This is a genomic window from Kosakonia sp. WA-90 (assembly GCF_039871955.1).
Lineage (GTDB): Bacteria > Pseudomonadota > Gammaproteobacteria > Enterobacterales > Enterobacteriaceae > Kosakonia > Kosakonia oryzendophytica.
Genome location: NZ_JBDPLJ010000002.1, coordinates 500,776 through 525,183 on the forward strand (window position 1 = coordinate 500,776; position 24,408 = coordinate 525,183).

General features: G+C 48.5%; 20 protein-coding genes. All 20 read left to right on the forward strand.

Going from position 1 to position 24,408, the window contains the following annotated elements:
- Positions 1–2 precede the first annotated feature (2 nt).
- The 20 genes from ABGA49_RS05535 to ABGA49_RS05630 all read left to right on the forward strand — a co-directional run bounded on the left by ABGA49_RS05535 (position 3) and on the right by ABGA49_RS05630 (position 24,402).
- Positions 3–476, forward strand: coding sequence for a GDP-mannose mannosyl hydrolase (locus ABGA49_RS05535; protein WP_061494070.1), 474 nt, complete (start codon positions 3–5; stop codon positions 474–476).
- Positions 473–1,771: a colanic acid biosynthesis fucosyltransferase WcaI gene (gene wcaI / locus ABGA49_RS05540; RefSeq protein WP_347665240.1), complete on the forward strand. Its 1,299-nt coding sequence runs from the start codon at positions 473–475 to the stop codon at positions 1,769–1,771. The genes ABGA49_RS05535 and wcaI overlap by 4 nt, the downstream gene beginning before the upstream one ends.
- Complete coding sequence (cpsB, locus tag ABGA49_RS05545; RefSeq protein ID WP_088238052.1) at positions 1,768–3,204, forward strand: mannose-1-phosphate guanyltransferase; 1,437 nt, start codon at positions 1,768–1,770, stop codon at positions 3,202–3,204. The genes wcaI and cpsB overlap by 4 nt, the downstream gene beginning before the upstream one ends.
- A gap of 110 nt (positions 3,205–3,314) precedes the next feature.
- The gene (gene cpsG / locus ABGA49_RS05550) at positions 3,315–4,685 is read left to right on the forward strand and encodes a colanic acid biosynthesis phosphomannomutase CpsG (protein ID WP_061499857.1); all 1,371 of its coding nucleotides are present in this window, start codon (positions 3,315–3,317) and stop codon (positions 4,683–4,685) included.
- Between the two features lie 58 nt (positions 4,686–4,743).
- The gene (wcaJ, locus tag ABGA49_RS05555) at positions 4,744–6,138 is read left to right on the forward strand and encodes an undecaprenyl-phosphate glucose phosphotransferase (RefSeq protein ID WP_061494073.1); all 1,395 of its coding nucleotides are present in this window, start codon (positions 4,744–4,746) and stop codon (positions 6,136–6,138) included.
- A 9-nt stretch (positions 6,139–6,147) separates the two neighbouring features.
- A complete protein-coding gene (wzxC, locus tag ABGA49_RS05560; RefSeq protein WP_061494074.1) occupies positions 6,148–7,626 on the forward strand; it encodes a colanic acid undecaprenyl disphosphate flippase WzxC in 1,479 nt (492 codons plus the stop codon).
- A gap of 32 nt (positions 7,627–7,658) precedes the next feature.
- Positions 7,659–8,939: a colanic acid biosynthesis pyruvyl transferase WcaK gene (wcaK, locus tag ABGA49_RS05565; RefSeq protein WP_347665241.1), complete on the forward strand. Its 1,281-nt coding sequence runs from the start codon at positions 7,659–7,661 to the stop codon at positions 8,937–8,939.
- The gene (gene wcaL / locus ABGA49_RS05570) at positions 8,936–10,156 is read left to right on the forward strand and encodes a colanic acid biosynthesis glycosyltransferase WcaL (RefSeq protein WP_088238049.1); all 1,221 of its coding nucleotides are present in this window, start codon (positions 8,936–8,938) and stop codon (positions 10,154–10,156) included. The genes wcaK and wcaL overlap by 4 nt, the downstream gene beginning before the upstream one ends.
- An 11-nt stretch (positions 10,157–10,167) precedes the next feature.
- Entirely contained in the window at positions 10,168–11,583 is a 1,416-nt protein-coding gene (wcaM, locus tag ABGA49_RS05575) for a colanic acid biosynthesis protein WcaM (protein WP_347665242.1), read from the forward strand.
- A gap of 181 nt (positions 11,584–11,764) precedes the next feature.
- Positions 11,765–12,658: a GalU regulator GalF gene (gene galF, locus ABGA49_RS05580; protein ID WP_061494078.1), complete on the forward strand. Its 894-nt coding sequence runs from the start codon at positions 11,765–11,767 to the stop codon at positions 12,656–12,658.
- A 410-nt stretch (positions 12,659–13,068) separates the two neighbouring features.
- Positions 13,069–14,157 (forward strand): dTDP-glucose 4,6-dehydratase, encoded by a 1,089-nt coding sequence (gene rfbB, locus ABGA49_RS05585; RefSeq protein ID WP_088238048.1) that lies wholly within the window; start codon positions 13,069–13,071, stop codon positions 14,155–14,157.
- 14 nt (positions 14,158–14,171) lie between these two features.
- On the forward strand, positions 14,172–15,041 hold the full coding sequence (gene rfbA / locus ABGA49_RS05590; RefSeq protein WP_347665327.1) for a glucose-1-phosphate thymidylyltransferase RfbA: 870 nt from the start codon (positions 14,172–14,174) through the stop codon (positions 15,039–15,041).
- Between the two features lie 11 nt (positions 15,042–15,052).
- Positions 15,053–15,925: a dTDP-4-dehydrorhamnose reductase gene (gene rfbD, locus ABGA49_RS05595; protein WP_347665243.1), complete on the forward strand. Its 873-nt coding sequence runs from the start codon at positions 15,053–15,055 to the stop codon at positions 15,923–15,925.
- Between the two features lie 3 nt (positions 15,926–15,928).
- Entirely contained in the window at positions 15,929–16,477 is a 549-nt protein-coding gene (gene rfbC, locus ABGA49_RS05600) for a dTDP-4-dehydrorhamnose 3,5-epimerase (protein ID WP_347665244.1), read from the forward strand.
- 65 nt (positions 16,478–16,542) lie between these two features.
- On the forward strand, positions 16,543–17,292 hold the full coding sequence (locus ABGA49_RS05605) for an ABC transporter permease (RefSeq protein ID WP_347665245.1): 750 nt from the start codon (positions 16,543–16,545) through the stop codon (positions 17,290–17,292).
- A complete protein-coding gene (locus ABGA49_RS05610) occupies positions 17,282–18,496 on the forward strand; it encodes an ABC transporter ATP-binding protein (RefSeq protein ID WP_347665246.1) in 1,215 nt (404 codons plus the stop codon). Before ABGA49_RS05605 ends, ABGA49_RS05610 begins: the two co-directional genes overlap by 11 nt.
- Positions 18,497–18,507: 11 nt before the next feature.
- Positions 18,508–21,591, forward strand: coding sequence for a glycosyltransferase (locus ABGA49_RS05615; protein WP_347665247.1), 3,084 nt, complete (start codon positions 18,508–18,510; stop codon positions 21,589–21,591).
- Positions 21,588–22,856 carry a hypothetical protein gene (locus tag ABGA49_RS05620; protein ID WP_347665248.1) on the forward strand — a complete coding sequence of 423 codons (1,269 nt, stop codon included), beginning with the start codon at positions 21,588–21,590 and terminating at the stop codon, positions 22,854–22,856. Before ABGA49_RS05615 ends, ABGA49_RS05620 begins: the two co-directional genes overlap by 4 nt.
- Positions 22,857–23,675, forward strand: a complete 819-nt coding sequence (locus ABGA49_RS05625) for a glycosyltransferase family 2 protein (protein ID WP_347665249.1) — start codon at positions 22,857–22,859, stop codon at positions 23,673–23,675.
- Positions 23,668–24,402: an NTP transferase domain-containing protein gene (locus tag ABGA49_RS05630; RefSeq protein WP_347665250.1), complete on the forward strand. Its 735-nt coding sequence runs from the start codon at positions 23,668–23,670 to the stop codon at positions 24,400–24,402. Before ABGA49_RS05625 ends, ABGA49_RS05630 begins: the two co-directional genes overlap by 8 nt.
- The last annotated feature ends 6 nt before the right edge of the window (positions 24,403–24,408 follow it).

Here is a 24,408-nt window from a genome sequence, read left to right on the forward strand (position 1 = left end):
GCATGTTTTTGAGTCATGAAGATTTTGCCACGGTGGTGCGTTCAACCCCGCTGATCTCCATCGATTTGATCGTGGAGAATTCACGCGGCGAGTTTTTACTCGGTAAACGCACTAACCGTCCGGCCCAGGGATACTGGTTTGTGCCGGGCGGACGCGTGCAAAAGGATGAACCGCTGGCGGTGGCTTTCGAGCGCCTGACCCAGGCGGAACTGGGGCTGCGCCTGCCGATGTCGGCAGGTGAGTTCTACGGCGTCTGGCAGCACTTCTATGACGATAACTTCTCCGGTAGTGCGTTTTCCACCCACTACATTGTGCTCGGTTTCCGCTTGCGTGTGGACGAGGAGACGCTCGTGCTACCGCCGGATCAGCACAATGAATATCGCTGGGGAACGCCGGAGTCGCTGATTGCCGATCCGCTGGTACATGACAACAGCCGCGCCTATTTCCTCGATGCACAGGGAGTACCGGGCTTATGAAAATCCTGGTCTATGGCATCAACTACTCGCCGGAGCTGACCGGGATCGGTAAGTACACCGGCGAAATGGTGGAATGGATGGCCCGTCAGGGCCATGACGTGCGCGTGATCACTGCGCCGCCGTACTATCCGGAGTGGAAAGTAGGCGAGCATTACAGCGCATGGCGCTGGCGAAAAGAGCAGGGGGCCGCCACGGTGTGGCGTTGCCCGCTGTATGTGCCTCGTCAACCCTCGACGTTAAAGCGGTTGCTGCATCTGGGCAGCTTTGCCCTGAGCAGTTTCTTCCCGCTGATGGCGCAACGTAGCTGGAAACCGGATCGCATCATTGGCGTGGTGCCCACGCTGTTTTGTACACCGGGCATGCGCCTGCTGGCGAAGCTTTCGGGCGCACGCACGGTGTTGCACATTCAGGATTATGAAGTTGACGCGATGCTGGGCTTAGGCATGGCTGGCAAAGGCAAGAGCGGTCGCGTAGCGCGTCTGGCAGCGGCCTTTGAACGGAGTGGCCTGCATAACGTCGATAACGTCTCTACCATCTCCCGCTCCATGATGAATAAAGCACGGGAGAAAGGGGTGGCGGCAGACAAGATCATTTTCTTCCCGAACTGGTCCGAAGTGGCGCGCTTTCGCGATGTTGATGCAGAAAGCGTTGCACAGTTACGCCGCCACCTCGGTCTGCCGGATGACAAAAAAATCATTCTTTATTCCGGCAACATCGGTGAGAAGCAGGGGCTGGAAAACGTGGTTGAAGCCGCTGCGCGCCTGCAAAACCATCCGTGGTTGTTTGTCATTGTCGGGCAGGGCGGCGGTAAGGCACGACTGGAAAAAATGGTCAGCGAACACGGTCTGGACAACGTGAAATTTTTCCCGTTGCAGCCATACGACGCGTTGCCCGCATTGTTAAGCCTGGGCGATTGCCATCTGGTTATCCAGAAACGCGGCGCGGCGGATGCGGTGCTGCCGTCTAAGTTAACCAACATTCTGGCCGTCGGCGGCAATGCGGTGATCACCGCAGAAGAGAGTACCGAACTTGGCCAGCTATGCCTTGCACAGCCGGGTATTGCGGTCTGCGTAGAGCCGGAATCGGTTGATGCGCTGGCCTGGGGCATCGAACGCGCGTTAGCGCTGCCCAAAAACAACACGGTGGCACGTGAATATGCCGAACGCACGCTCGAAAAAGAGAACGTGTTACGCCAATTTATTGCTGATATCAGCCCGGAAAATTCCGCGCAGCCAGCGCATGCACATGCGCAGCACGGCAGCCTGAATTTCGACGGCAATGGGGATAAATCATGAGTCAAACGCAACTGTATCCGGTAGTGATGGCCGGAGGTTCCGGTAGCCGTCTGTGGCCATTGTCCCGCGTGCTTTACCCTAAACAATTTCTGTGCCTGAAGGGCGATCTCACGATGCTGCAAACCACCGTCAATCGTTTGAACGGGGTGGAGTGCGAAAGCCCGGTGGTGATTTGTAACGAGCAGCACCGTTTTATCGTTGCCGAGCAACTGCGCCAGCTGCATAAGCTGACCGAAAACATCATTCTGGAACCGGCGGGGCGCAACACCGCGCCTGCTATCGCCCTCGCGGCGCTGGCGGTTAAGCGTCACAACCCGGATGCCGATCCGTTAATGCTGGTGCTGGCTGCCGACCACGTTATTCAGAACGAAGAGGCTTTCCGGACATCCGTTCGTAACGCTATTCCTTATGCGGAAAGCGGCAAACTGGTGACCTTCGGGATTGTGCCCGATCTGCCGGAAACCGGTTACGGCTATATCCGCCGTGGCGAGGTGTGTGAAGGCAAAGTGGATGCGGTTGCGTTTAACGTAGCGCAGTTTGTGGAAAAACCGAACCTGGAAACCGCCCAGGGCTATGTGGCCACCGGTGAATACTACTGGAATAGCGGCATGTTTCTGTTCCGTGCCGGTCGGTTCCTGGAAGAGTTGAAAAAATACCGTCCGGATATTCTTTCTGCATGTGAAAAGGCGATGGAGGCCACCGACCCGGATATGGACTTTATCCGTGTCGACGAAGACGCGTTTCTGGCCTGTCCGGAAGAGTCGATTGACTACGCGGTGATGGAGAGAACCGCCGATGCGGTTGTGGTGCCGATGGATGCAGGCTGGAGTGATGTTGGCTCCTGGTCTTCACTGTGGGAAATCAGCCAGCATACGCCGGAGGGAAACGTCCATCACGGTGACGTTATCAGTCATGACACCGAAAACAGCTACGTCTACGCGGAGTCCGGACTGGTGACGACCGTCGGTGTAAAAGATTTGGTGGTGGTACAGACCAAAGATGCGGTGCTGATTGCTGACCGTAACCATGTACAGGATGTGAAAAAAGTGGTGGAAAAAATCAAAGCAGATGGACGCCACGAACACCATATCCACCGTGAAGTCTATCGCCCGTGGGGGAAATACGACTCTATCGATTCCGGCGATCGCTACCAGGTTAAACGCATTACCGTCAAACCTGGCGAAGGCCTGTCCGTACAGATGCACCATCACCGCGCAGAGCACTGGGTGGTTGTGGCTGGCACGGCGAAAGTCACCATTAATGATGATGTCAAGTTGTTAGGCGAGAACGAGTCGATTTACATCCCGCTCGGTGCGCGCCATTGCCTGGAAAACCCGGGCAAAATTCCGCTCGACCTGATTGAGGTGCGCTCCGGTTCGTACCTTGAAGAGGATGACATCGTGCGATTCAAGGATCGCTACGGGCGTATTTAACGCCCGATGCCGGATAACGGAACCGCGTTCCGGCATTAAATTATTTATTAATCAATTATATATGGCCATTTTGCGGTCAAGGCTGACTGTTGCCTGAAGAAGAGGTAATGATGGAAAAATTAACCTGTTTTAAAGCTTACGATATCCGTGGAAAGCTGGGCGAAGAACTGAATGAAGAGATTGCATGGCGTATTGGCCGCGCCTACGGTGAATACCTGAAGCCGCAGACCATTGTGCTGGGTGGCGATGTTCGCCAGACCAGCGAGGCGCTGAAAATGGCGCTGGCAAAAGGTCTGCAGGATGCCGGAGTGGATGTACTCGATATCGGGCTTTCCGGTACCGAAGAGATCTATTTCGCGACCTTCCACCTTGGCGTGGATGGCGGCATTGAAGTGACCGCCAGTCATAATCCGATGGATTACAACGGCATGAAACTGGTGCGTAAGGGTGCGCGCCCGATCAGCGGCGATACCGGGCTGCGCGATGTGCAGCGCCTGGCGGAAGCCAATGACTTTCCACCGGTAAACCCGAGCAAACGCGGCAGCTATAAACAAATCAACCTGCGTGATGCCTACATCGACCACCTGCTGGGGTATATCGATACCCGCAACCTGAAACCGCTGAAACTGGTGATCAACTCCGGTAATGGCGCGGCCGGTCCGGTGATCGACGCCATTGAGGCGCGTTTTAAGGCGCTTAACGTGCCGGTCACTTTTGTCAAAGTGCATAACGAACCGGATGGCACCTTCCCGCACGGTATTCCTAACCCTCTGCTGCCGGAATGCCGCGCGGATACCCGCAATGCAGTGATTGAACACCATGCGGATATGGGCATCGCGTTTGATGGCGATTTCGACCGCTGCTTCCTGTTCGACGGTGACGGCCAGTTTATTGAAGGCTACTACATTGTTGGCCTGCTGGCGGAAGCGTTCCTCGAAAAACATCCGGGGGCGAAGATCATTCATGACCCGCGCCTCTCCTGGAACACCGTGGACGTTGTCAGCCGTGCGGGTGGCACGCCGGTGATGTCGAAAACCGGGCACGCGTTTATTAAAGAGCGCATGCGTGAAGAAGATGCCATTTACGGCGGCGAGATGAGTGCGCACCACTATTTCCGCGACTTTGCCTATTGCGACAGCGGCATGATCCCATGGCTGCTGGTAACGGAATTGCTGTGCCTGAAAGGCAAAACGCTGGCCGAACTGGTTCGTGACCGCATGGTAGCGTTCCCGGCAAGTGGTGAAATCAACAGCAAACTGGCCGATCCGGCAACGGCGATTGCCCGCGTCGAACAACATTTCGCACCGGGGGCACAGGAAATCGATCGCACGGATGGCATCAGCATCGCGTTCCCGGACTGGCGCTTCAACCTGCGTTCGTCCAATACGGAACCGGTCGTGCGTCTCAATGTGGAATCCCGCCAGAATGTGCCGTTGATGGAAGCGCGAACGCAGGAAATTCTGGCGCTGTTGAATCAGTAAATATCAGGCGTTCCCCTCCCCTTGGTCGGGGAGGGTGAACATACAGGCAGGTACAACGATGACGAATCTAAAAAAGCGCGATCGGGCCAAAACGAATGCATCGTTAATCTCTATCGTGCAGCGCTTCTCCGACATCACCATTATGTTCGGCGGACTTTGGGTAGTGTGCAAAGTTAATGCGCTGCCGTTTTTCTACATGCATCTTATGATGGCTCTGATTACCCTGGTCGTCTTCCAGATGATTGGCGGAATGACGGATTTTTATCGCTCGTGGCGGGGCGTTAAGATCATGACCGAACTGACGTTGTTGTTGCAGAACTGGACGCTGAGCCTGATTTTCAGCGCAGGGCTGCTGGCGTTCAGCAATGATTTTGATAATACCTTCAGAATTTATCTCTCCTGGTATCTGTTAACCAGTATGGGGTTAATGATAAGTCGTGCGGTGATCCGTTTTGGCGCCGGCTGGCTGCGTAACCTGGGGTATAACACCCGTCGTGTCGCGGTGGCGGGTGATATGCCAATGGGGCAGGAGTTACTGGAAGGATTTCGCAATGAACCGTGGCTGGGTTTCGATGTGGTCGGTGTTTACCACGATCCGCAACCGGGTTGCATTACCACTGACTGGGCGGGTAACCTCGAGCAACTGGTCGATGACGCCAAGTCCGGCAAAATCCATAATGTCTACATCGCGATGTCGATGAATGATGCTGCTTGCATTAAGAATCTGGTGCGTCAGCTGGCGGACACCACCTGTTCCGTCATTCTGATTCCCGATGTCTTTACTTTCAATATCCTGCATTCCCGTGTTGAAGAGGTAAACGGTGTTCCGGTGGTGCCGCTGTATGACACGCCGTTGTCCGGCATTAACCGCATCCTGAAACGCATCGAAGATATTGTGCTCTCTTCTTTGATTCTGCTGCTGATTTCCCCGGTGCTGTTGGGCATTTCTGTGGCGGTGAAACTCAGCTCGCCGGGGCCGATTATCTTTCGTCAGACGCGCTATGGCATGGATGGGAAACCCATCAAAGTGTGGAAATTCCGCTCCATGAAGGTGATGGAGAACGACAAAGTCGTGACCCAGGCTACACAGAACGATCCGCGCGTGACCCGCGTTGGCAGTTTTCTGCGCCGTACTTCGCTGGATGAATTGCCACAGTTTATCAATGTGCTGACGGGGGGAATGTCCATTGTGGGACCACGCCCGCACGCGGTTGCGCATAACGAACAATACCGTTCACTCATCGAAGGCTACATGCTCCGTCATAAAGTGAAACCGGGTATCACCGGCTGGGCGCAGATTAATGGCTGGCGCGGTGAGACGGACACGCTGGAAAAAATGGAAAAACGTATCGAATTTGACCTGGAGTACATTCGCGAATGGAGCTTGTGGTTCGATATCAAAATCGTTTTTCTGACCATCTTTAAAGGCTTTGTCAACAAAGCGGCGTATTAAGGAAAGGTCATGAGCCTGAGAGAAAAAACCATCAGCGGCGCAAAGTGGTCCGCCATGGCCACGCTGACCATCATTGGTCTGGGGCTGGTGCAGATGACGGTACTGGCGCGCATCATCGATAACCACCAGTTTGGCTTGTTGACGATCTCGCTGGTGATTATCGCGCTGGCGGATACGCTGTCTGATTTTGGCATTGCGAACTCCATAATCCAGCGCAAAGAGATAAGTCATCTTGAGCTGACGACGCTTTACTGGCTGAACGTCGGGTTGGGGATTGTGGTGTGTGTGGCGGTCTTCTCCCTGAGCGGCGTGATTGCTCATGTGCTGAATAACCCTGACCTGGCGCCGCTTATCCGTACGCTGTCGCTGGCTTTTGTGGTGATACCGCATGGCCAGCAGTTCCGTGCATTGATGCAAAAAGAGCTGGAGTTCAACAAAATCGGCGCGATCGAAACGCTCTCCGTACTGGCGGGCTTTAGCTTTACGGTCATTAGCGCCTTTTTCTGGCCGCTCGCCATGACGGCGATCCTTGGTTATCTGGTCAACAGCGCTGTGCGTACGCTGCTGTTTGGCTACTTTGGTCGTAAGATCTACCGTCCTGGGCTGCATTTTTCACTGGCGTCGGTGAGTTCCAACCTGCGCTTTGGCGCATGGTTGACCGCAGACAGTATCATCAATTATGTCAACACCAACCTCTCAACGCTGGTTCTGGCGCGTATCCTCGGTGCCAGCGTCGCCGGGGGATACAACCTGGCTTACAACGTGGCGGTTGTCCCGCCGATGAAGCTCAACCCGATCATTACCCGTGTATTGTTCCCGGCGTTTGCCAAAATTCAGGACGATACCGAAAAGCTGCGCGTGAACTTCTACAAGCTACTGTCGGTGGTGGGGATCATTAACTTTCCTGTTTTGCTCGGACTGATGGTGGTGTCAAACAACTTCGTGCCGCTGGTTTTCGGTGACAAATGGAGCAGCATTATTCCCATCCTGCAACTGTTGTGCATCGTTGGCTTGTTACGCGCAGTAGGAAACCCGATAGGTTCGCTGTTAATGGCGAAAGCTCGGGTGGATATCAGCTTTAAATTCAACGTCTTTAAAACGTTTCTTTTTATTCCCGCCATTATTATCGGCGGGCACATGGGGGGCGCGCTGGGCGTCACCCTCGGCTTTTTGCTGGTACAAATCATTAATACCGTTCTGAGCTATTTCGTGATGATCAAACCGGTGCTCGGTTCCAGTTACCGCCAGTACATTTTGAGCCTGTGGCTGCCGTTCTACCTCTCATTGCCGACGCTGGTGGTGAGCTACGGGTTGGGGCTGGCGCTGAACGGGCATTTGCCCCTTGCTGCCACGCTGGCGATTCAGGTCGCGGCGGGGGTTGTGGCTTTCGTGCTGATGTTGGTGGTATCGCGTAATGCGCTGGTGGTGGAGATGAAGCGCCAGTTTTGCCGTAACGAGAAATTAAAAACGCTGCTCCGCGCAGGCTAAGAAACGTTATTGAACCCCTTTAAGAGGTCGCTATGAAATTATTGATCCTTGGCAATCATACCTGCGGTAACCGTGGTGACAGCGCAATATTACGCGGATTGCTGGATGCTATTGCCCTGATTGAACCTGATGCAGATGTGGATGTGATGAGCCGCTATCCGGTGAGTTCATCCTGGTTGTTAAATCGCCCGGTGATGGGCGACCCGCTGTACAGCCAAATGAAAGAACAGAACAATGCTGCCGGATTGATGGGGCGGGTCAAGAAAGTCCTGCGTCGCCGCTACCAGCATCAGGTACTGCTTTCCCGCGTGACCGATACCGGCAAACTGCGCAATATTGCCATTGCACAGGGGTTTACCGATTTTGTGCGCCTGCTTTCCGGCTATGACGCCATTATTCAGGTGGGCGGCTCCTTTTTTGTTGATCTGTATGGCGTTCCGCAGTTTGAACATGCGCTCTGCACGTTTATGGCGAAAAAGCCGCTGTATATGATCGGCCACAGCGTTGGGCCGTTCCAGAACGAGCAGTTCAACCAACTGGCCAATTATGTCTTCGGCCATTGCCATGCGTTGATCCTGCGCGAAACCGTCAGCCTTAATTTGATGAAGCAAAGCAATATCACTACCGACAAAGTGGAGCAGGGCGTGGATACCGCCTGGCTGGTGGCGCATCACCAGGCCGATTTTGTGGCCAGCTATGCTGTGCAGCACTGGCTGGATCTGGCGGCGAAAGAGAAGACGGTGGCGATTACCCTGCGTGAACTGGCACCGTTCGACAAGCGCCTGAATACCACTCAACAGGCTTATGAGCAGGCTTTTGCCGGCGTCGTTAACCGTATTATTGATGCAGGTTACCAGGTGATTGCGCTGTCGACCTGCACCGGTATTGATAGTTACAACAAAGATGACCGCATGGTGGCGCTCAATTTACGTCAGTATGTCAGTGACCCGTCGCGCTACCACGTGGTGATGGACGAACTGAACGACCTGGAAATGGGCAAAATTCTCGGCGCCTGCGATTTAACCGTCGGGACGCGTCTGCACTCCGCCATTATTTCAATGAACTTCGGTACACCGGCGATCGCCATCAACTACGAACACAAATCTGCCGGAATTATGCAGCAATTGGGCATGCCGGAAATGGCGGTGGATATCCGTCATCTGCTTGATGGTTCTCTGGCGGCGATGGCAGCGGATACCCTCGGGCAACTGCCTGCCATTAACGCGCGACTGGCAGTCGCCGTAGCAGCGGAACGGGAGCAGGGAATGAAGATGGTGAAATCGGTACTGGATCGTGTGCAGGGGGCGAAATGAAAGTCAGCTTCTTTTTGCTGAAGTTTCCCTTAGCGTCGGAAACATTCGTCCTTAACCAGATTGTCGCCTTTATTAACATGGGTTTTGAGGTGGAGATTGTCGCCCTGCATAAGGGCGATATGAATAACACCCATGCCGCATATACGGAGTATAAGCTGGCTGAAAAAACACATTGGCTGCTGGCTGAACCGGAAGGGAAACTGGCGAAACTGAGTTACCGCGCGCAGGCAATCGCTCGGGGTTGCTGGAAATCGTCGACGTGGAAAGCGCTGAATATGTCGCGTTATGGCGATGAAGCGCGCAACCTGATCCTCTCGGCTATCTGTGCGCTTGCGCCGCGCGCCTTTATTGCGGATGTGTTTATCGCCCATTTTGGGCCTGCTGGCGTTACGGCGGCGAAACTGCGCGAGCTTGGGGTGCTGAAAGGCAAAATTGCCACGGTTTTCCATGGCATTGATGTTTCACACCGCGACGTGTTGAACCACTACACGCCAGAGTATCAGCGATTATTCCAGCGCGGCGACCTGATGTTGCCGATCAGCGATCTATGGGCGGGGCGGTTGAAAAAGATGGGCTGCCCGGAGAAAAAAATCGCCGTCTCGCGTATGGGCGTAGACATGACGCGCTTTAGTCTGCGGCCCGTCAAAACGCCGGGAAGCCCGTTGCAAATTATCTCTGTCGCCCGCCTGACCGAGAAGAAGGGGCTGCATGTGGCGATTGAAGCCTGCCGTCTGCTGAAAGCGCGCGGCGTGGCGTTCAAATATCGCATTCTGGGTATGGGGCCTTGGGAGCGGCGCTTGCGTACCCTGATTGAACAGTTCCAGTTGGAAGACGTGATCGAGATGCCGGGCTTTAAACCGAGCCATGAAGTCAAAGCGCTTCTGGATGAAGCGGATGTGTTTCTGTTGCCGTCTATTACCGGCGCAGACGGCGATATGGAAGGGATCCCTGTTGCGCTGATGGAAGCGATGGCGGTGGGGATCCCGGTGGTTTCGACGGTGCACAGCGGCATTCCGGAATTGATTGACGCCGGGGAGTCTGGCTGGCTGGTGCCGGAAAAAGATGCTGAAGCGCTGGCGCAGCGTTTAGCCGCTTTCGGGACCATGCAGGATAGCGATCTCACCCCGGTGGTGACCCGGGCACGCGCGAAAGTCGAAGCTGACTTCAACCAAAAAATCATCAACCAGCAACTGGCAAGTCTGCTGCAAACGCTTTAAACAGAGGTTTTATGGCCGCCTGCAAATCATCAACATCCTTTACCCGACGCTCTTTCCTCGCCGCCAGTTCAGCACTGGCGGCATTACCCCTTCTGCATACCACGGTTGCGCGCGCGATAGGCGGTAACGGCACTGTCGATATCCGTCAATACAATCATAATGATTGGCCTGCGGCGCTTAACGACGCGTTTGCCGCCGGACAAACGGTTGAGATCCCCGCAGGGCTGGTGTGTGAAAACATCAATACCGGGATTTTCATTCCGCCAGGCAAAACATTGCTGGTGCGCGGTGCGCTGAAAGGCAATGGTCGTGGGCGCATTGTATTGCAGGATGGTAGCCGTGTGATCGGCGAGGATGGCGGCAACCTTTACAATATTACGCTGGATGTGCGCGGCTCCGATTGTGAAATCAAAGGGGTGGCGATGAGCGGCTATGGGCCGGTGATGCAGATTTACATTGGTGGCAAAGACAACCGGGTGATGCGCAATCTGCTGATTGATCAGATTACGGTGACAAAGGCCAATTATGGCATTCTGCGTCAGGGCTACCATAACCAGTTTGACGGCGTGCGCATCACCAATGGCCGCTTCAGCGACTTGCAAGGGGACGCCATCGAGTGGAATGTCGCTATCAACGATCGCAACATTCTGATCTCCGACCATGTTATCGACAATATCGATTGTACTAACGGCAAGATCAACTGGGGTATTGGCATTGGTCTGGCAGGAAGTACTTACGACAACACCTATCCGGAAGATCAGGCGGTGAAAAACTTTGTCGTCGCCAATATCACTGGCAGCAATTGCCGCCAACTGGTGCACGTTGAGAACGGCAAGCACTTCATTATCCGCAACGTGAAAGCTCGCAACATCACGCCGGATTTCAGTAAAAAAGCCGGTCTTGATAATGCCACGGTGGCGATTTATGGCTGCGACAACTTTGTGATTGATAACATCAGCATGGACAATAGCGCCGGTATGTTGATTGGCTACGGCGTGATCAAAGGGAACTATCTTTCCATTCCGCAGAATTTCAAACTGAACGATATCCGCCAGGATAATACCAGCAGTAAATACAAGCTGCGCGGTATTCAGATTTCCTCCGGCAATGCCACTTCGTTTGTGGCGATCACTAACGTAAAAATGCAGCAAGCCACGCTGGAACTGCACAACAAACCTCAGCACCTTTTCTTACGTAATATCAATATCATGCAGCAGGCATCGGTGGGTCCGGCGCTGAAGCTAAACTTTGATTTACGCAAAGATGTGCGGGGGCGTTTTATGGCAAAACAGGACACGTTGCTGTCACTGGCGAACGTGCATGCGGTTAATGAGAACGGGCAAAGTTCAGTGGACATCGACCGTGTCGATCAGCATGTGGTGAATGCCGACAATCTGAATTTCCGCTTACCCGCGAAAAAGTCGTAATGGCCGCAAGCGAGGCTTTTACGATAAATCCTGGTGCTTTGACCCAGGGGTTAGGATTACATCTACTGCTTGCTCGTGACATTCGGCGTAACATCTTTCACTGTCGCACGCTGCGAACCCACTGGCTAAAACAGGGCAAAGGTTTATAATTCATCCCATTATTTATAGGTGGAAGAAATCAATGGTTAATTTGAAAGCAGTTATTCCGGTAGCAGGTCTGGGAATGCATATGCTTCCCGCCACAAAAGCGATTCCTAAAGAGATGCTACCGATCGTCGACAAGCCGATGATTCAATACATCGTCGACGAAGTTGTTGCTGCAGGGATCAAAGAAATCGTTCTGGTGACTCACTCGTCAAAAAATGCCGTTGAGAACCACTTCGACACCTCTTATGAGCTTGAAGCGCTGCTCGAACAGCGTGTTAAGCGTCAATTACTGGCAGAAGTACAGTCCATCTGTCCGCCGGGCGTGACCATTATGAACGTGCGTCAGGCGCAGCCGCTGGGCCTCGGCCACTCTATTCTGTGCGCGCGTCCGATCGTGGGCGATAATCCGTTCGTGGTTGTGCTGCCGGATATCGTACTGGATACCGCGACGGCCGACCCGTTGCGCTACAACCTTGCCGCCATGGTGGCGCGTTTTGCTGAAACTGGCCGTAGCCAGGTGCTGGCGAAGCGTATGAAAGGCGATCTTTCTGAGTATTCCGTTATTCAGACCAAAGAGCCGCTGGATAACGAAGGTAAAGTGAGTCGCATCGTGCAGTTTATTGAAAAACCGGATCAGCCGCAGACGCTGGATTCCGACCTGATGGCGGTCGGGCGTTATGTGCTTTCCGCAGACATCTGGCCTGAGCTGGAAAAAACCGAGCCGGGTGCCTGGGGACGTATTCAGTTGACGGATGCTATCGCTGAACTGGCGAACAAACAGTCGGTTGATGCGATGCTGATGACCGGCGAGAGCTATGATTGCGGTAAAAAAATGGGTTATATGCAGGCGTTTGTTAACTACGGGCTGCGTAACCTGAAAGAAGGGCAGAAATTCCGCGACAGCATTAAGAAATTGCTGGTGCAGTAACCAATCGTAAAACGTGTATTTAGAATAGCGAACGTAAGGGCAGTGAAGAGTGGCGATAAGACGATTACGTCTTCAGCATATTCTTACTGCCCTTTTATTTTCATTATTAAAATCAATCACTAAAAAAGGTAGTGATTGATATACAACGCTAAGATGTCGATGAGATTTTTCCTTGTTTCCAGCGCTGTTTAAGCGGAGAATACGCGTTTAGCATTTTGTGCCGGGCGGTGGGCAAAATTAAGTCGCCGATAGGCGTTGGTGCAACTTTAAATTGTCGAGTCGTACACACAGTATACTGGTAGCTGTAGAGCCAGGGGCGGTAGCGTATCTGAAATTTGGTTGCGAGTAACAGGCCTGGGTTCCTGGTTTTTTTAAGTCAATACATTGAAAAGCAAGAGCGGATAATTCTCGTGAAAATACTGGTCACTGGTGGTGCAGGTTTTATTGGTTCAGCGGTAGTTCGCCACATTATTAATAACACTCAGGATGCAGTGGTTAATGTCGATAAATTAACCTATGCCGGCAACCTTGAGTCACTGACGGAAATTGAAAATAATGCGCGCTACGCTTTCGAACGCGCTGATATTTGTGATGGTGAGGCGATGGCGCGCATTTTTGCTGAGCATCAGCCGGATGCGGTAATGCACCTTGCCGCTGAAAGTCATGTTGATCGCTCTATCACAGGCCCTGCCGCTTTTATCGAAACAAACATCATTGGCACCTATGTGTTGCTGGAAACGGCGCGCAAGTACTGGTCGCAACTGGATGAACCACGTAAATCCCTGTTCCGCTTTCACCATATCTCTACCGATGAAGTTTATGGCGATTTGCCACATCCTGACGAGGTTCCGGCTGGCTCTGAGTTGCCCCTGTTTACAGAGAAAACGCCTTACTCGCCGAGCAGCCCTTATTCGTCCTCTAAAGCATCCAGCGATCATCTGGTGCGTGCATGGCGTCGCACCTACGGGTTGCCTACGCTGGTAACGAACTGCTCGAATAATTACGGTCCTTATCATTTCCCTGAGAAATTGATCCCGTTGATCATCCTCAGCGCGCTGGCTGGCAAACCACTGCCGGTGTACGGCAATGGTGAGCAGATCCGCGACTGGCTGTTCGTAGAGGATCACGCACGTGCGTTGTATAAAGTCGTCACCGAAGGCGTGGTCGGCGAGACCTACAATATTGGCGGTCATAATGAGCGTAAAAACATCGATGTGGTCAAAACGATTTGCGCCATCCTTGATGAGGTGATCACTGATAAACCTGAGGGGATTAGTCACTTTGCCGATTTGATCACCTATGTTGCCGATCGTCCGGGACATGACCTGCGCTATGCTATTGACGCCAGCAAAATCAAAGATGAGTTGGGTTGGGTTCCGCAGGAAACTTTCGAATCCGGCATCCGCAAAACCGTTCAGTGGTACTTGCATAACCAGGGCTGGTGGCAGCGTGTTATGGATGGCTCCTACGCAGGCGAACGTCTGGGACTGGCGGATTAATTAAGGAATAGATGATGAAAGGTATTGTTCTTGCTGGTGGTTCCGGAACCCGTCTTTATCCGATCACTTTAGGTGTCTCAAAGCAACTGTTACCCATTTATGATAAGCCGATGATTTATTACCCGTTGTCGACTTTGATGCTTGCAGGTATCCGCGATATTTTGGTGATCACTACTCCTGAAGACAACGCTTCATTTGTACGTATGCTCGGTGATGGTAGTCATTTGGGCATTCATATTGAATATGCTATTCAGCCCAGCCCAGATGGGCTAGCGCAGGCATTTATCATCGGTGAGAAATTCATCGGTGATGATTCATGCTGTTTGGTGCTTGGCGACAATATTTTCTATGGGCAGTCATTCAGTAATACATTGAAAAAAATCGTTTCACGCCAGAGTGGCGCAACGGTTTTCGGCTACCAGGTGAAAGATCCAGAACGTTTTGGTGTTGTTGAATTTGATAGCAACCACAAAGTGGTATCGATTGAAGAAAAACCCACTCATCCCAAATCCAATTATGCGGTGACTGGTTTGTACTTCTATGATCAGCGCGTCGTTGAATTTGCCCGGAAAGTGAAACCTTCGCATCGTGGAGAGCTGGAGATCACCTCCATTAACCAGATGTACCTTGATGAAGGTTTGCTCAATGTTGAACTACTGGGCCGTGGTTTTGCGTGGCTGGATACCGGTACTCACGCAAGCCTGCATCAGGCATCGTCTTTTGTTCAGACCATTGAAGATGTACAAGGCCTGAAAGTTGCCTGTCTGGAAGAGATTGCCTGGCGCAATAATTGGCTCACCAGCGAGGATGTCATCAGACTGGCTAAGCCAATGATGAAAAATGATTACGGGCAATATCTGATGACACTTGTTGGTGAAAAGTAAGAGGCAAAAAAATGCGCGTATTGGTTATTGGTTGTAATGGACAGGTAGGTAGCTGCCTCGTCGCGCAACTAACAGGTAAAGCAGAGATTTTAGCCGTGGATCGTAATCAACTTGATATTACCGATGCCGCGCAGGTGAATGCTCAGGTTACCGCATTTAAACCTGACTATATACTCAATGCTGCAGCGCATACTGCGGTTGATAAGGCCGAAGATGACGTTGAGGCATCCTATCACATCAATGCCGATGGCCCGAAATATCTGGCAATTGCGGCAGATAAAATAGGTGCTGTGCTGGTTCATATCTCAACTGACTATGTCTTTGATGGTGAACGCGAAGGCGAATACACGGAAGATATGAAGACAGGGCCGCAAGGTGTGTACGGGCAAAGTAAGCTTGCCGGAGAAAACGCCGTTGCGCAGAATGCCAGCAAATATCTCATCTTGCGCACCGCGTGGGTGTTTGGTGAACATGGCAGCAATTTTGTAAAAACAATGCTTCGTCTTGCCGGAATGCGCAACGAATTGAATGTGGTTGCCGATCAATGGGGAGGGCCGACGTATGCCGGTGATATCGCCAGTGCAATCATTTCAATGATTGAGCAAATTGATCATGGCTTGTCACCAGAATGGGGAATTTATCATTATTCTGGCGCACCGCATACGAATTGGGCTGATTTTGCCCGCGCGATATTTACCCGTGCCGTAGAACACGGCTGTCTGGATCGTGCGCCGTTGGTGCATAGTATTGCCGGTAGTGAATATCCCACTCGCGCGAAACGTCCTTCTAATTCCCGCCTTAATTGCCAAAAGATTGAACGCCAATTTGGCATCAAACCTTCAGACTGGCGCGTGGCGCTTAATAATATCAAAGAGTACAAGTGAGTTATGAAAGTCATCGATACAGCCATTCCTGACGTAAAAATCATCGAACCAGCCGTGTTTGGCGATGAACGCGGCTTTTTCATGGAAACATGGAATCAGCAAAAATTTGAAGAGTCAGTAGCTCAACGCAAGTGTAACTTCGTGCAGGATAACCATTCAAAATCCAAAAAAGGGATTTTGCGAGGTTTGCATTACCAGACCGAAAATACACAAGGTAAGCTGGTTCGTGTCGTCAGCGGTGAAGTTTATGATGTTGCCGTAGATATCCGTAAGGGTTCTTCGACGTTCGGCAAGTGGGTTGGGGTGTTACTTTCTGCGGAAAACAAGCGCCAGCTATGGGTACCGGAAGGTTTTGCTCATGGCTTTTACGTGACCAGCGAAGAAGCTGAGTTTGTATATAAATGTACTGATTATTACAATCCGCAAGCTGAGCACTCTATCTTGTGGGAAGATACAGACCTGAATATTACCTGGCCTATTAAAGATGACCTGGTTATTTTGTCGGCAAAAGATCAGGTTGGCAAAAAACTTAAAGATAGCATCTTACTGTAAGCCAAAATAACTGCATGAAAAATTATCTATTAGAGTTAGTTAACAACAGAACATTAATATACCAGATGACAAAGCGTGACATTCTGAGCCGATATAAAGGCTCAGTAATGGGGATGGGGTGGTCGTTCTTCACCCCGCTTTTGATGCTGGCAATTTATACTTTTGTGTTCTCTGTTGTTTTTAAGGCAAAATGGGGCGTCGGTGGCGATGGAAACAAAGCTTCGTTCGCAGTAATCCTCTTTGCCGGAATGGTCGTATTTAATATTTTTGCGGAATGTTTTAACCGTTCTGTGACACTGATTACGAGCAATGCTAACTATGTGAATAAAATTGTTTTTCCGCTTTCCATATTGCCCGTGACAGTATTACTGAGTAGTTTATTTCATGCGTTAGTCAGCCTGGTTATTCTGATCATCGCCAGTATTGTGCTTATGAATCAGGTACATTTGACCTTGCTGCTATTACCGGTCATCTGGCTTCCGTATTTCATGGCATTGGTCGGAATGATGCTCATTCTTTCATCGGTGGGTGTTTATTTACGCGATCTGGCACAGATAACGGGCGTGTTGACAACGATTCTGATGTTTACGTCACCACTCTTTTTCCCTCGAAGCGCACTTCCCGAATCCTTGCAACCCATATTGATGCTGAATCCGCTTGCTTATTTTATTGAAGTTACCCGTGATGTTGTTATCTGGGGTAAAACGCCTGGTTTGTTAGCTGTTGCGATATCCTATGGCAGCTCGTTGCTTGCTCTTGCCTTGGGTTATTATTGCTTCGAAAAGCTAAAAAAAGGGTTTGCTGATGTCATCTAATGTAACCGTTGAAGTCAATAACGTTAGTAAATGCTATTTTATTTATGACAATCCTAAATATCGATTAATAGGGCCTTTAGTCAATAAATTACGTAGAGCAACAGGCTTGCAGGAAAAGAAATATTATAAAGAACATTGGGCATTAAAAGACCTGAATTTCGTTATTGAACGTGGTGACTCCGTTGGGATCGTTGGCAAAAACGGGGCCGGTAAATCAACGCTGCTGCAAATGCTCACAGGTACACTGTCACCAACATCTGGAAGTATCAACGTTAATGGGCGCATTGCGGCGCTGTTGGAACTGGGGGCTGGTTTTAATCCTGAGTTTACCGGTCAAGAAAACATCTATATGAATGCCAGTATTCTTGGTTTAAGTAAAGATGAGATCGACTCCCGTTATGATGACATTGTTAAATTTGCAGATATCGGTGATTTTATTAGTCAGCCAGTGAAAACGTATTCCTCAGGTATGTACGTTAGGCTGGCTTTCGCTGTTGCCGCGAATATTCAGCCGGATATTCTCATCGTTGATGAAGCCCTGGCCGTAGGGGATATCAGGTTCCAGTTGAAATGTCTGAAGCATATGAATGCGTTGAAGGAAAATGGTACGACAATTCTTTTTGTCTCGCATTCTCCAGAGCAAGTTAAACGGTTTTGTAATAAAGCCCTATGGATTGATGGCGGCAGAATTCGTGCCTCAGGCTCAGCAAACGACGTCTGTGATCAATACAATGATTTTATGTATCAGATCCAGCATGTTGACAATAGTAACAATGAAAACCGTCAGCAGAATCCAGGTACGCCTGCAAGAATTATCTCAACAAAACTTAACACAAATTATCTCAAAACCGGTGAGAGCTTGTCACTCACCATTGAGTATCAGGTTAATGATGAAGAAGTTGAAGGATTGATGGTTGGCGCAGCTTTATATTCTTCAGAAAGAAAATATCTTTATGGGATTAATACAGGCCTGGATAACTTCGTAATTTCTAATAAGAAGGGTATATATACCGTAGAATATAAAATTCCGGTATTGCCTTTACTCCCTGGGTCCTTCAGTTTTGATATTGGAGTCATGGGAGACCGGAGTTTAATTGGATTTGATTATATTACCGACGCGGAAAAATTCACGGTTTATAATGACTATGAAGGCGAAGGTGTATTTTGTATAGAGCATGAATGGTTCCAATCCCCAACCGATTAAATGAGATTGAAATGACTGATAATCACAAATATAGCCGGGAACAGCTAGGGAATAGCGAAGATTCGTTATTTGTCGTATCCTCATTTATCAATGATGGTTCTGAAGTGCTGGATATTGGATGTTATGAAGGTGCCCTCGGGAAATATTTAATTTCTGAGAAAGGGTGTGTCGTCGATGGTATTGAATATGAAGACGCAGCAGCAGCTGTTGCGCGTCAAGTTTACCGTGATGTCAAAGTTGCCGATCTTAATTCCAATAATATTTTTTCAACGCTCAATACTAAATATGATTGCATTATTTTTGCGGATGTTCTGGAGCACTTATATGATCCAGCGATGGTGCTTAAAAATGCAATAGCTTGTTTGAAAGAGTCCGGTAAAGTCATCATCTCGGTACCAAATATCGGGTATCAAGGTGTGATTACTGAGTTAGCTAATGGTGAGTTTTATTATCGACAGACCGGGATTTTGGATAAAACTCATCTGCGCTTTTTTACGCGTAAGAGCCTAAAGAGATTAATAACAAATGCTGGTCTGCACGCTGACATAATCAAAGATATTCGACTCATTAATAATGATTCTGAGTTTTCAGCTAATGTAAACATCAGTAATGCTGGTCGCCTTAATCAACTTATTGACATCTTCCCGGATGTTAATGCCTATCAATTTGTTGCGCAGTGTTCATTTGCAGACAGTAAAGCTAAAACCGTTGAACAAAAAGCACAGCCGCAGAGCGGAAAACAGTTTAAATACAGGGCTAAGCTTTACTGGCGCGATCTCGATGGGATGTATAGCGATGCCGATTGCATCGAAAAACTGATTCCATATAGTGATCAAAATGCTACTATTAGTTTGGACTTACCAAAAGATCGCACTTTTGAAGAAATAAGAATTGATTTATGTGAAGAGCCGATGTGTTGTTACCTCTTCAATATTACTATCAAATCGCATGCAGATGAAATCCTGCAAGTTATTCCGCTGACGGATATCCGGCCCCAGGATGAGAATACGAAAGTTTGTCAGCTGGATATGGATAAAGCCGTTATCTACTGCTTCCACAACGATCCGGCTTTTACATTTCGTGTAGACAGCTCTAAATTAAAGAGCACCAATGCCAAAGTTGATATTAGTATTGGTGTGTTGAGCAACACGAGTGATATTTCAACCGTCATTGATGATTTAGTCCAGTCGCGTCAGCAGTTACTGGCATCAACGTCGTGGAAGATAACCAAACCATTACGCTTTGGCGTGCGAGTGGTAAAGAAAGTTAAACGACTGGCGATAAATCTGCTGCGCCAGATAAAAGCGCTAAATCTGCGGGCTGCGCCTTTGCTCGTTGTCCGGACAATCAGGAAAGAAGGGCTTTCTGCGACGCTGCGTAAAATATTCTTCCGCTTAAAAAGACTGGGCAAAGGAAACATCGAAGTTTCATACGCGGATTTTATCGCGCATGATAAAAAACGAAATCAGTATGAAATAGAAAAAATAGCAAGATCCCTTACTAAGGAAAACAGTCCTCTCATTTCCGTTCTGTTACCCGTCTATAAGAGCGACCTTAAGTTTCTGCAGGAGTGCATTGATTCCGTATTTTCGCAAAGTTATTCCCACTGGGAATTATGCATTTGCGATGATGCATCAAATTCCCCTGAACTGACTCAGATGCTTAACAAATATGCTACTGACAGCAGGGTAAAGATAATCTGTAATGATAAAAATAGCCATATTTCGCATACTACTAATCAGGCGCTTGGATTGGCTTCTGGACAATATATTGTCTTACTCGATCATGATGATCTGTTGCATGCTAATGCGTTGCATTATCTCGCACAGGCGATTAATGATAACCAGTGTCCGGATATTATTTATACGGATGAAGACCATGTCACTGCTACAGGTGAACGAAAAGCACCGTTCCTCAAGCCAGACTGGTCACCAGCATTACTTTATAGCCAGAATTATATCGGTCACATAACCTGTATTTCCCGAAAGCTGATAAATCAGATTGGCGGATTTACCGTGGGGCTTGAAGGTGCACAGGATTATGATCTTGTATTGCGCGCTAGCGCTATTGCAGAGAATATTATCCACATTCCGCGCATTCTTTATCATTGGCGCGAGCATCCGCAATCCACGGCCATGAATGCAGACTCCAAGCCTTATGCCCATGATGCGGGTAAAATGGCGCTGACGAACTATTTTAAAACGGCCTATCCGAATAATTTTATAGAGGTCGCGGATGGAGAGCATTTATTTACCTATGAGCCAAAGTTCCGTGTCAACCCAGAGACAAAAATATCATTGATCATACCGATCAGAGATAAAATTAGCCTGCTTGCTGATCTCGTTGATAGCATTAACGCAAAAACAACCTGGACAAATTATGAAATCATCATAATTGATAATGGTTCAGTCGAAGAGCAAACTCATAATTATCTTGCTGAATTAACATCGAAAGGAAATTGTAAAGTACTGCGGGATGATTCGCCATTTAATTGGTCAAAACTGAATAACAATGGCGCATCCCTCGCTGAGGGTGATGTTTTAATTTTCCTCAACAACGATACGTTGGTAATCACCCCTGAATGGCTTGAAAATCTTGCCTCATGGGCGCTGTTGCCGGATGTCGGTGTTGTTGGACCGCAACTTTTGTATGAAGATGGCACTATTCAGCATGCCGGGGTTGTTGTTGGTATGTTCGGATGGGCAGAACACGTCTTTAAAGGCCAGAGCACTGCGCATCATGTCGGCCCGTTTGTTTCACCCGCGCTGAACCGAAACGTTCTGGCTCTGACGGGGGCATGTCATGTGATATCTCGTGAAGTATTTTTCCGCCTTGGAGGATATGACGAAAAGTTCGAGATCTGTGGCAGCGATATCGAGCTCTGTATCAGGGCATACAATGCGGGTTATCAAAACGTCTATCTGGCTCAGACGAAATTGTTCCATCTTGAATCTAAAAGTCGCAGCAGCTTTGTTCCAGAATGCGATTTCCTACGTTCCAGAATAAAGTACGAACCATACCGAACAGAAGCTTACGATCCTTTTTATAATATTAATCTCGATAAATTTAATAATAAACCAACGATCAAATTATGATTAACTTTATAGTAAAAAAGTTGTTGTCTAACCGGGTTGTTTACAGGATTGCAAAAAATGCGTATGAATCAAATAAAGCATCCACATGTAACCCTGCAAATTATGACATACCAGAGATAACGCCATTCAATTTTGTCAAAAGCAATGTTGATGCCAGACGTATTAACTTATTTGTTCCTGCATTATCGGAAAAACATGTTTTCGGTGGCATTGCGACAGCACTACGCTTTTTTGAAGCTATCCGTCATGATTTTCCTCTGGCGCGTATTATTGTTACTGATGAAGTGAGCGTTGAACTCAAAGCAGGGCAATTCTACTCAGACTGGCAACTCACCGATCTTTCAGGTGCGGATTGTGCGGAAAATTGTATCGTCGTTGCCGGAAATCGCAGTGGTGCATCACTCAATGTTGCTGAGAATGATTATTTTGTCTCGACTGCATGGTGGACCGCTTATAACACATTCAAAGCGCTTGCATGGCAGAGCGCAATGTTCGGTACACAAGGACGTAAATCAATCTACTTTATTCAGGATTATGAACCGGGATTCTATGCCTGGTCCTCTCGGTTTGCCTTGGCTGATTCAACTTACGCTCATGCGGAACAAACTATTCCTGTCTTTAATACAGCGCTATTGAAAGATTTTTTCATTAATAGCGGCTACGTTTTCAATGAACATTATTTCTTTGAACCACGCATTAACCCTGTCTTATCGGCAGCCTGCGAACAAGCAGCCTCTGTTGATAAAGATAGGAAAATCCTGGTTTATGGTCGCCCTGGCGTAGAGCGCAACCTCTTTAATATTGTTGTGCTGGCGTTGCGTGCCTGGGCTCAAGCCTATGATAAGGCAGAGCAATGGACCATTGTTTCCGCGGGTGAAAGCCATGCGGATATTGAACTGGGAAGAGGGGTAAAGTTGGAGTCATTGGGTAAATTGACCCTCGATCAATATATTCACCAACTTTCGACCTCGTCAGTTGGATTGTCATTGATGCTTTCACCGCATCCAAGCTATCCTCCGCTCGAAATGGCCAGCTTTGGCATTCGTGTCGTAAGTAATGGTTATGCGAATAAAAAACTGTCAGCCAGAAGTAAAAATATTATAGAACCGGCAAATTTTACGCCTGAATCCATTGCTGAAAGTTTGATAAAACTTTGTGAAGAACATGAGAATGCTTCGACAGTCATTTACGAAGATAATCTGTTTTCAAAAGAAACCGAGTTCAGCTTTGCGAAAAATATAGTTCAAAACATTCTGGGGGAATAAATGGAATCGGGAAATAAAATCGTACTTTTTATCCCATGTTATAACTGTCAGGATCAAATTTCTCGAGTATTAAACAGTCTCAAAGAAAATGACAACTATAAGAAATTTCATGAGATTCTGGTTATTGACAACAGAAGTACAGACAGCACAGTCGATAGGTCTGTTGCGACTGTTCAATCGTTAGGTTTGCCTAATGTAGGAATCTATACTAACAGTCAGAATGTTGGACTTGGCGGAACACATAAAGTAGCGTTTCGACATGCACAACGCACTAACGCAACGCATATTGCGGTACTTCATGGTGACGATCAAGGCAATATTAATGACTTGATCGATATTATTGATAGCGGTCAGATAAATAATTACGATTGCTGTCTGGGAAGCCGTTTCAGTCGAGCTTCCCGTCTGAAAGGATATGCAAAATTCAGAATATTTGGTAATTATATATTTAATTTTATCTACTCCGTCTGTTCATTCCACGTAGTAAAAGACCTGGGTGCAGGTTTAAATATCTATAAAGTCTCTGCTATTGCGGATTCAAGAATTATCAGATTTTCAAACGATCTGACGTTCAACTGCTTCCTTCTTTTATTCTCCATAAGTCAAAGACAGAAAATTAAATATTTTCCTGTTGAATGGCGCGAGGATGATCAGATATCAAATGTGAAGTTGTTTTCGCAAGCAACACGCACATTAAAAATCGCGGTCAATTATCTTTTTAGAGGAGTGAATGGATTATTGGCGCTTGGTAATAATACCATTGATTTTGATGATGTAACCCTGCAAGAAAAATTTACATGGAATAAGAAAAATGATTAATCTGGTGATACCAATGGCAGGGAGAGGTAGTCGCTTTTCTAAACAAGGATATACGTTGCCGAAACCTTTAGTTGAACTTGATGGTAAGCCTTTTTTTTGGTGGGCTATTGAGTCTGTACGACGTAGCATTGAAATCAGCGAGTTAATCTGTGTTGTTTTAAAAGAGCATGTTGTTGAACATGATATCATTCAGCAGGTTCATCATTTTTATCCGCAAGCTAAGTTTGTTGTTCTGGATAAGGTGACCGATGGGGCTCTGGATACTGCCATGTGTGGCTTGACGTTGATTGATAACGACTTCCCGGTTATTTTTAACGATTGCGATCAGGCCTTCGAAATAAAGGACCTACCGTCGTTTATCAGTCAGATGGCGCCTGGTGGTGATGTTATGGCATACCTTTGTAATTTTGAGTCAGACTCGCCGGCGTATTCATACGCTTTGTACGAAAATGAACGATTAGTGAAAACTGCTGAGAAAATCGTTATCAGCAGATTTGCTATTTCTGGCGCTTATATCTTTGCTAATAAGCGTGTGGTCACTGAAAACTATTCCTTATATAAACAAAATTGTAGCTATAATGAAATTTTCATTAGCGGTATCTACAATACATTGTGTGAACAGGGATATACGGTAAAAGGTATTTTGCTGGATAACCATTTGTCTTTCGGTACTCCAGAAGAATTAAAAGAAGCGGAACATAAAAAATTATTCCATAAATGGCTATAAGCAAGG

Bases quoted from the DNA above. Each gene is read 5' to 3' on its own strand.
- ABGA49_RS05630 (WP_347665250.1), top strand. From the start codon at position 23,668: ATGATTAATCTGGTGATACCAATGGCAGGGAGAGGTAGTCGCTTTTCT.
- galF (WP_061494078.1), top strand. From the start codon at position 11,765: ATGGTTAATTTGAAAGCAGTTATTCCGGTAGCAGGTCTGGGAATGCAT.
- cpsB (WP_088238052.1), top strand. From the start codon at position 1,768: ATGAGTCAAACGCAACTGTATCCGGTAGTGATGGCCGGAGGTTCCGGT.
- rfbC (WP_347665244.1), top strand. From the start codon at position 15,929: ATGAAAGTCATCGATACAGCCATTCCTGACGTAAAAATCATCGAACCA.
- ABGA49_RS05535 (WP_061494070.1), top strand. From the start codon at position 3: ATGTTTTTGAGTCATGAAGATTTTGCCACGGTGGTGCGTTCAACCCCG.
- ABGA49_RS05625 (WP_347665249.1), top strand. From the start codon at position 22,857: ATGGAATCGGGAAATAAAATCGTACTTTTTATCCCATGTTATAACTGT.
- wzxC (WP_061494074.1), top strand. From the start codon at position 6,148: ATGAGCCTGAGAGAAAAAACCATCAGCGGCGCAAAGTGGTCCGCCATG.
- ABGA49_RS05620 (WP_347665248.1), top strand. From the start codon at position 21,588: ATGATTAACTTTATAGTAAAAAAGTTGTTGTCTAACCGGGTTGTTTAC.
- wcaL (WP_088238049.1), top strand. From the start codon at position 8,936: ATGAAAGTCAGCTTCTTTTTGCTGAAGTTTCCCTTAGCGTCGGAAACA.
- ABGA49_RS05615 (WP_347665247.1), top strand. From the start codon at position 18,508: ATGACTGATAATCACAAATATAGCCGGGAACAGCTAGGGAATAGCGAA.
- wcaM (WP_347665242.1), top strand. From the start codon at position 10,168: ATGGCCGCCTGCAAATCATCAACATCCTTTACCCGACGCTCTTTCCTC.
- ABGA49_RS05610 (WP_347665246.1), top strand. From the start codon at position 17,282: ATGTCATCTAATGTAACCGTTGAAGTCAATAACGTTAGTAAATGCTAT.
- ABGA49_RS05605 (WP_347665245.1), top strand. From the start codon at position 16,543: ATGACAAAGCGTGACATTCTGAGCCGATATAAAGGCTCAGTAATGGGG.
- wcaK (WP_347665241.1), top strand. From the start codon at position 7,659: ATGAAATTATTGATCCTTGGCAATCATACCTGCGGTAACCGTGGTGAC.
- rfbD (WP_347665243.1), top strand. From the start codon at position 15,053: ATGCGCGTATTGGTTATTGGTTGTAATGGACAGGTAGGTAGCTGCCTC.
- rfbA (WP_347665327.1), top strand. From the start codon at position 14,172: ATGAAAGGTATTGTTCTTGCTGGTGGTTCCGGAACCCGTCTTTATCCG.
- cpsG (WP_061499857.1), top strand. From the start codon at position 3,315: ATGGAAAAATTAACCTGTTTTAAAGCTTACGATATCCGTGGAAAGCTG.
- wcaI (WP_347665240.1), top strand. From the start codon at position 473: ATGAAAATCCTGGTCTATGGCATCAACTACTCGCCGGAGCTGACCGGG.
- wcaJ (WP_061494073.1), top strand. From the start codon at position 4,744: ATGACGAATCTAAAAAAGCGCGATCGGGCCAAAACGAATGCATCGTTA.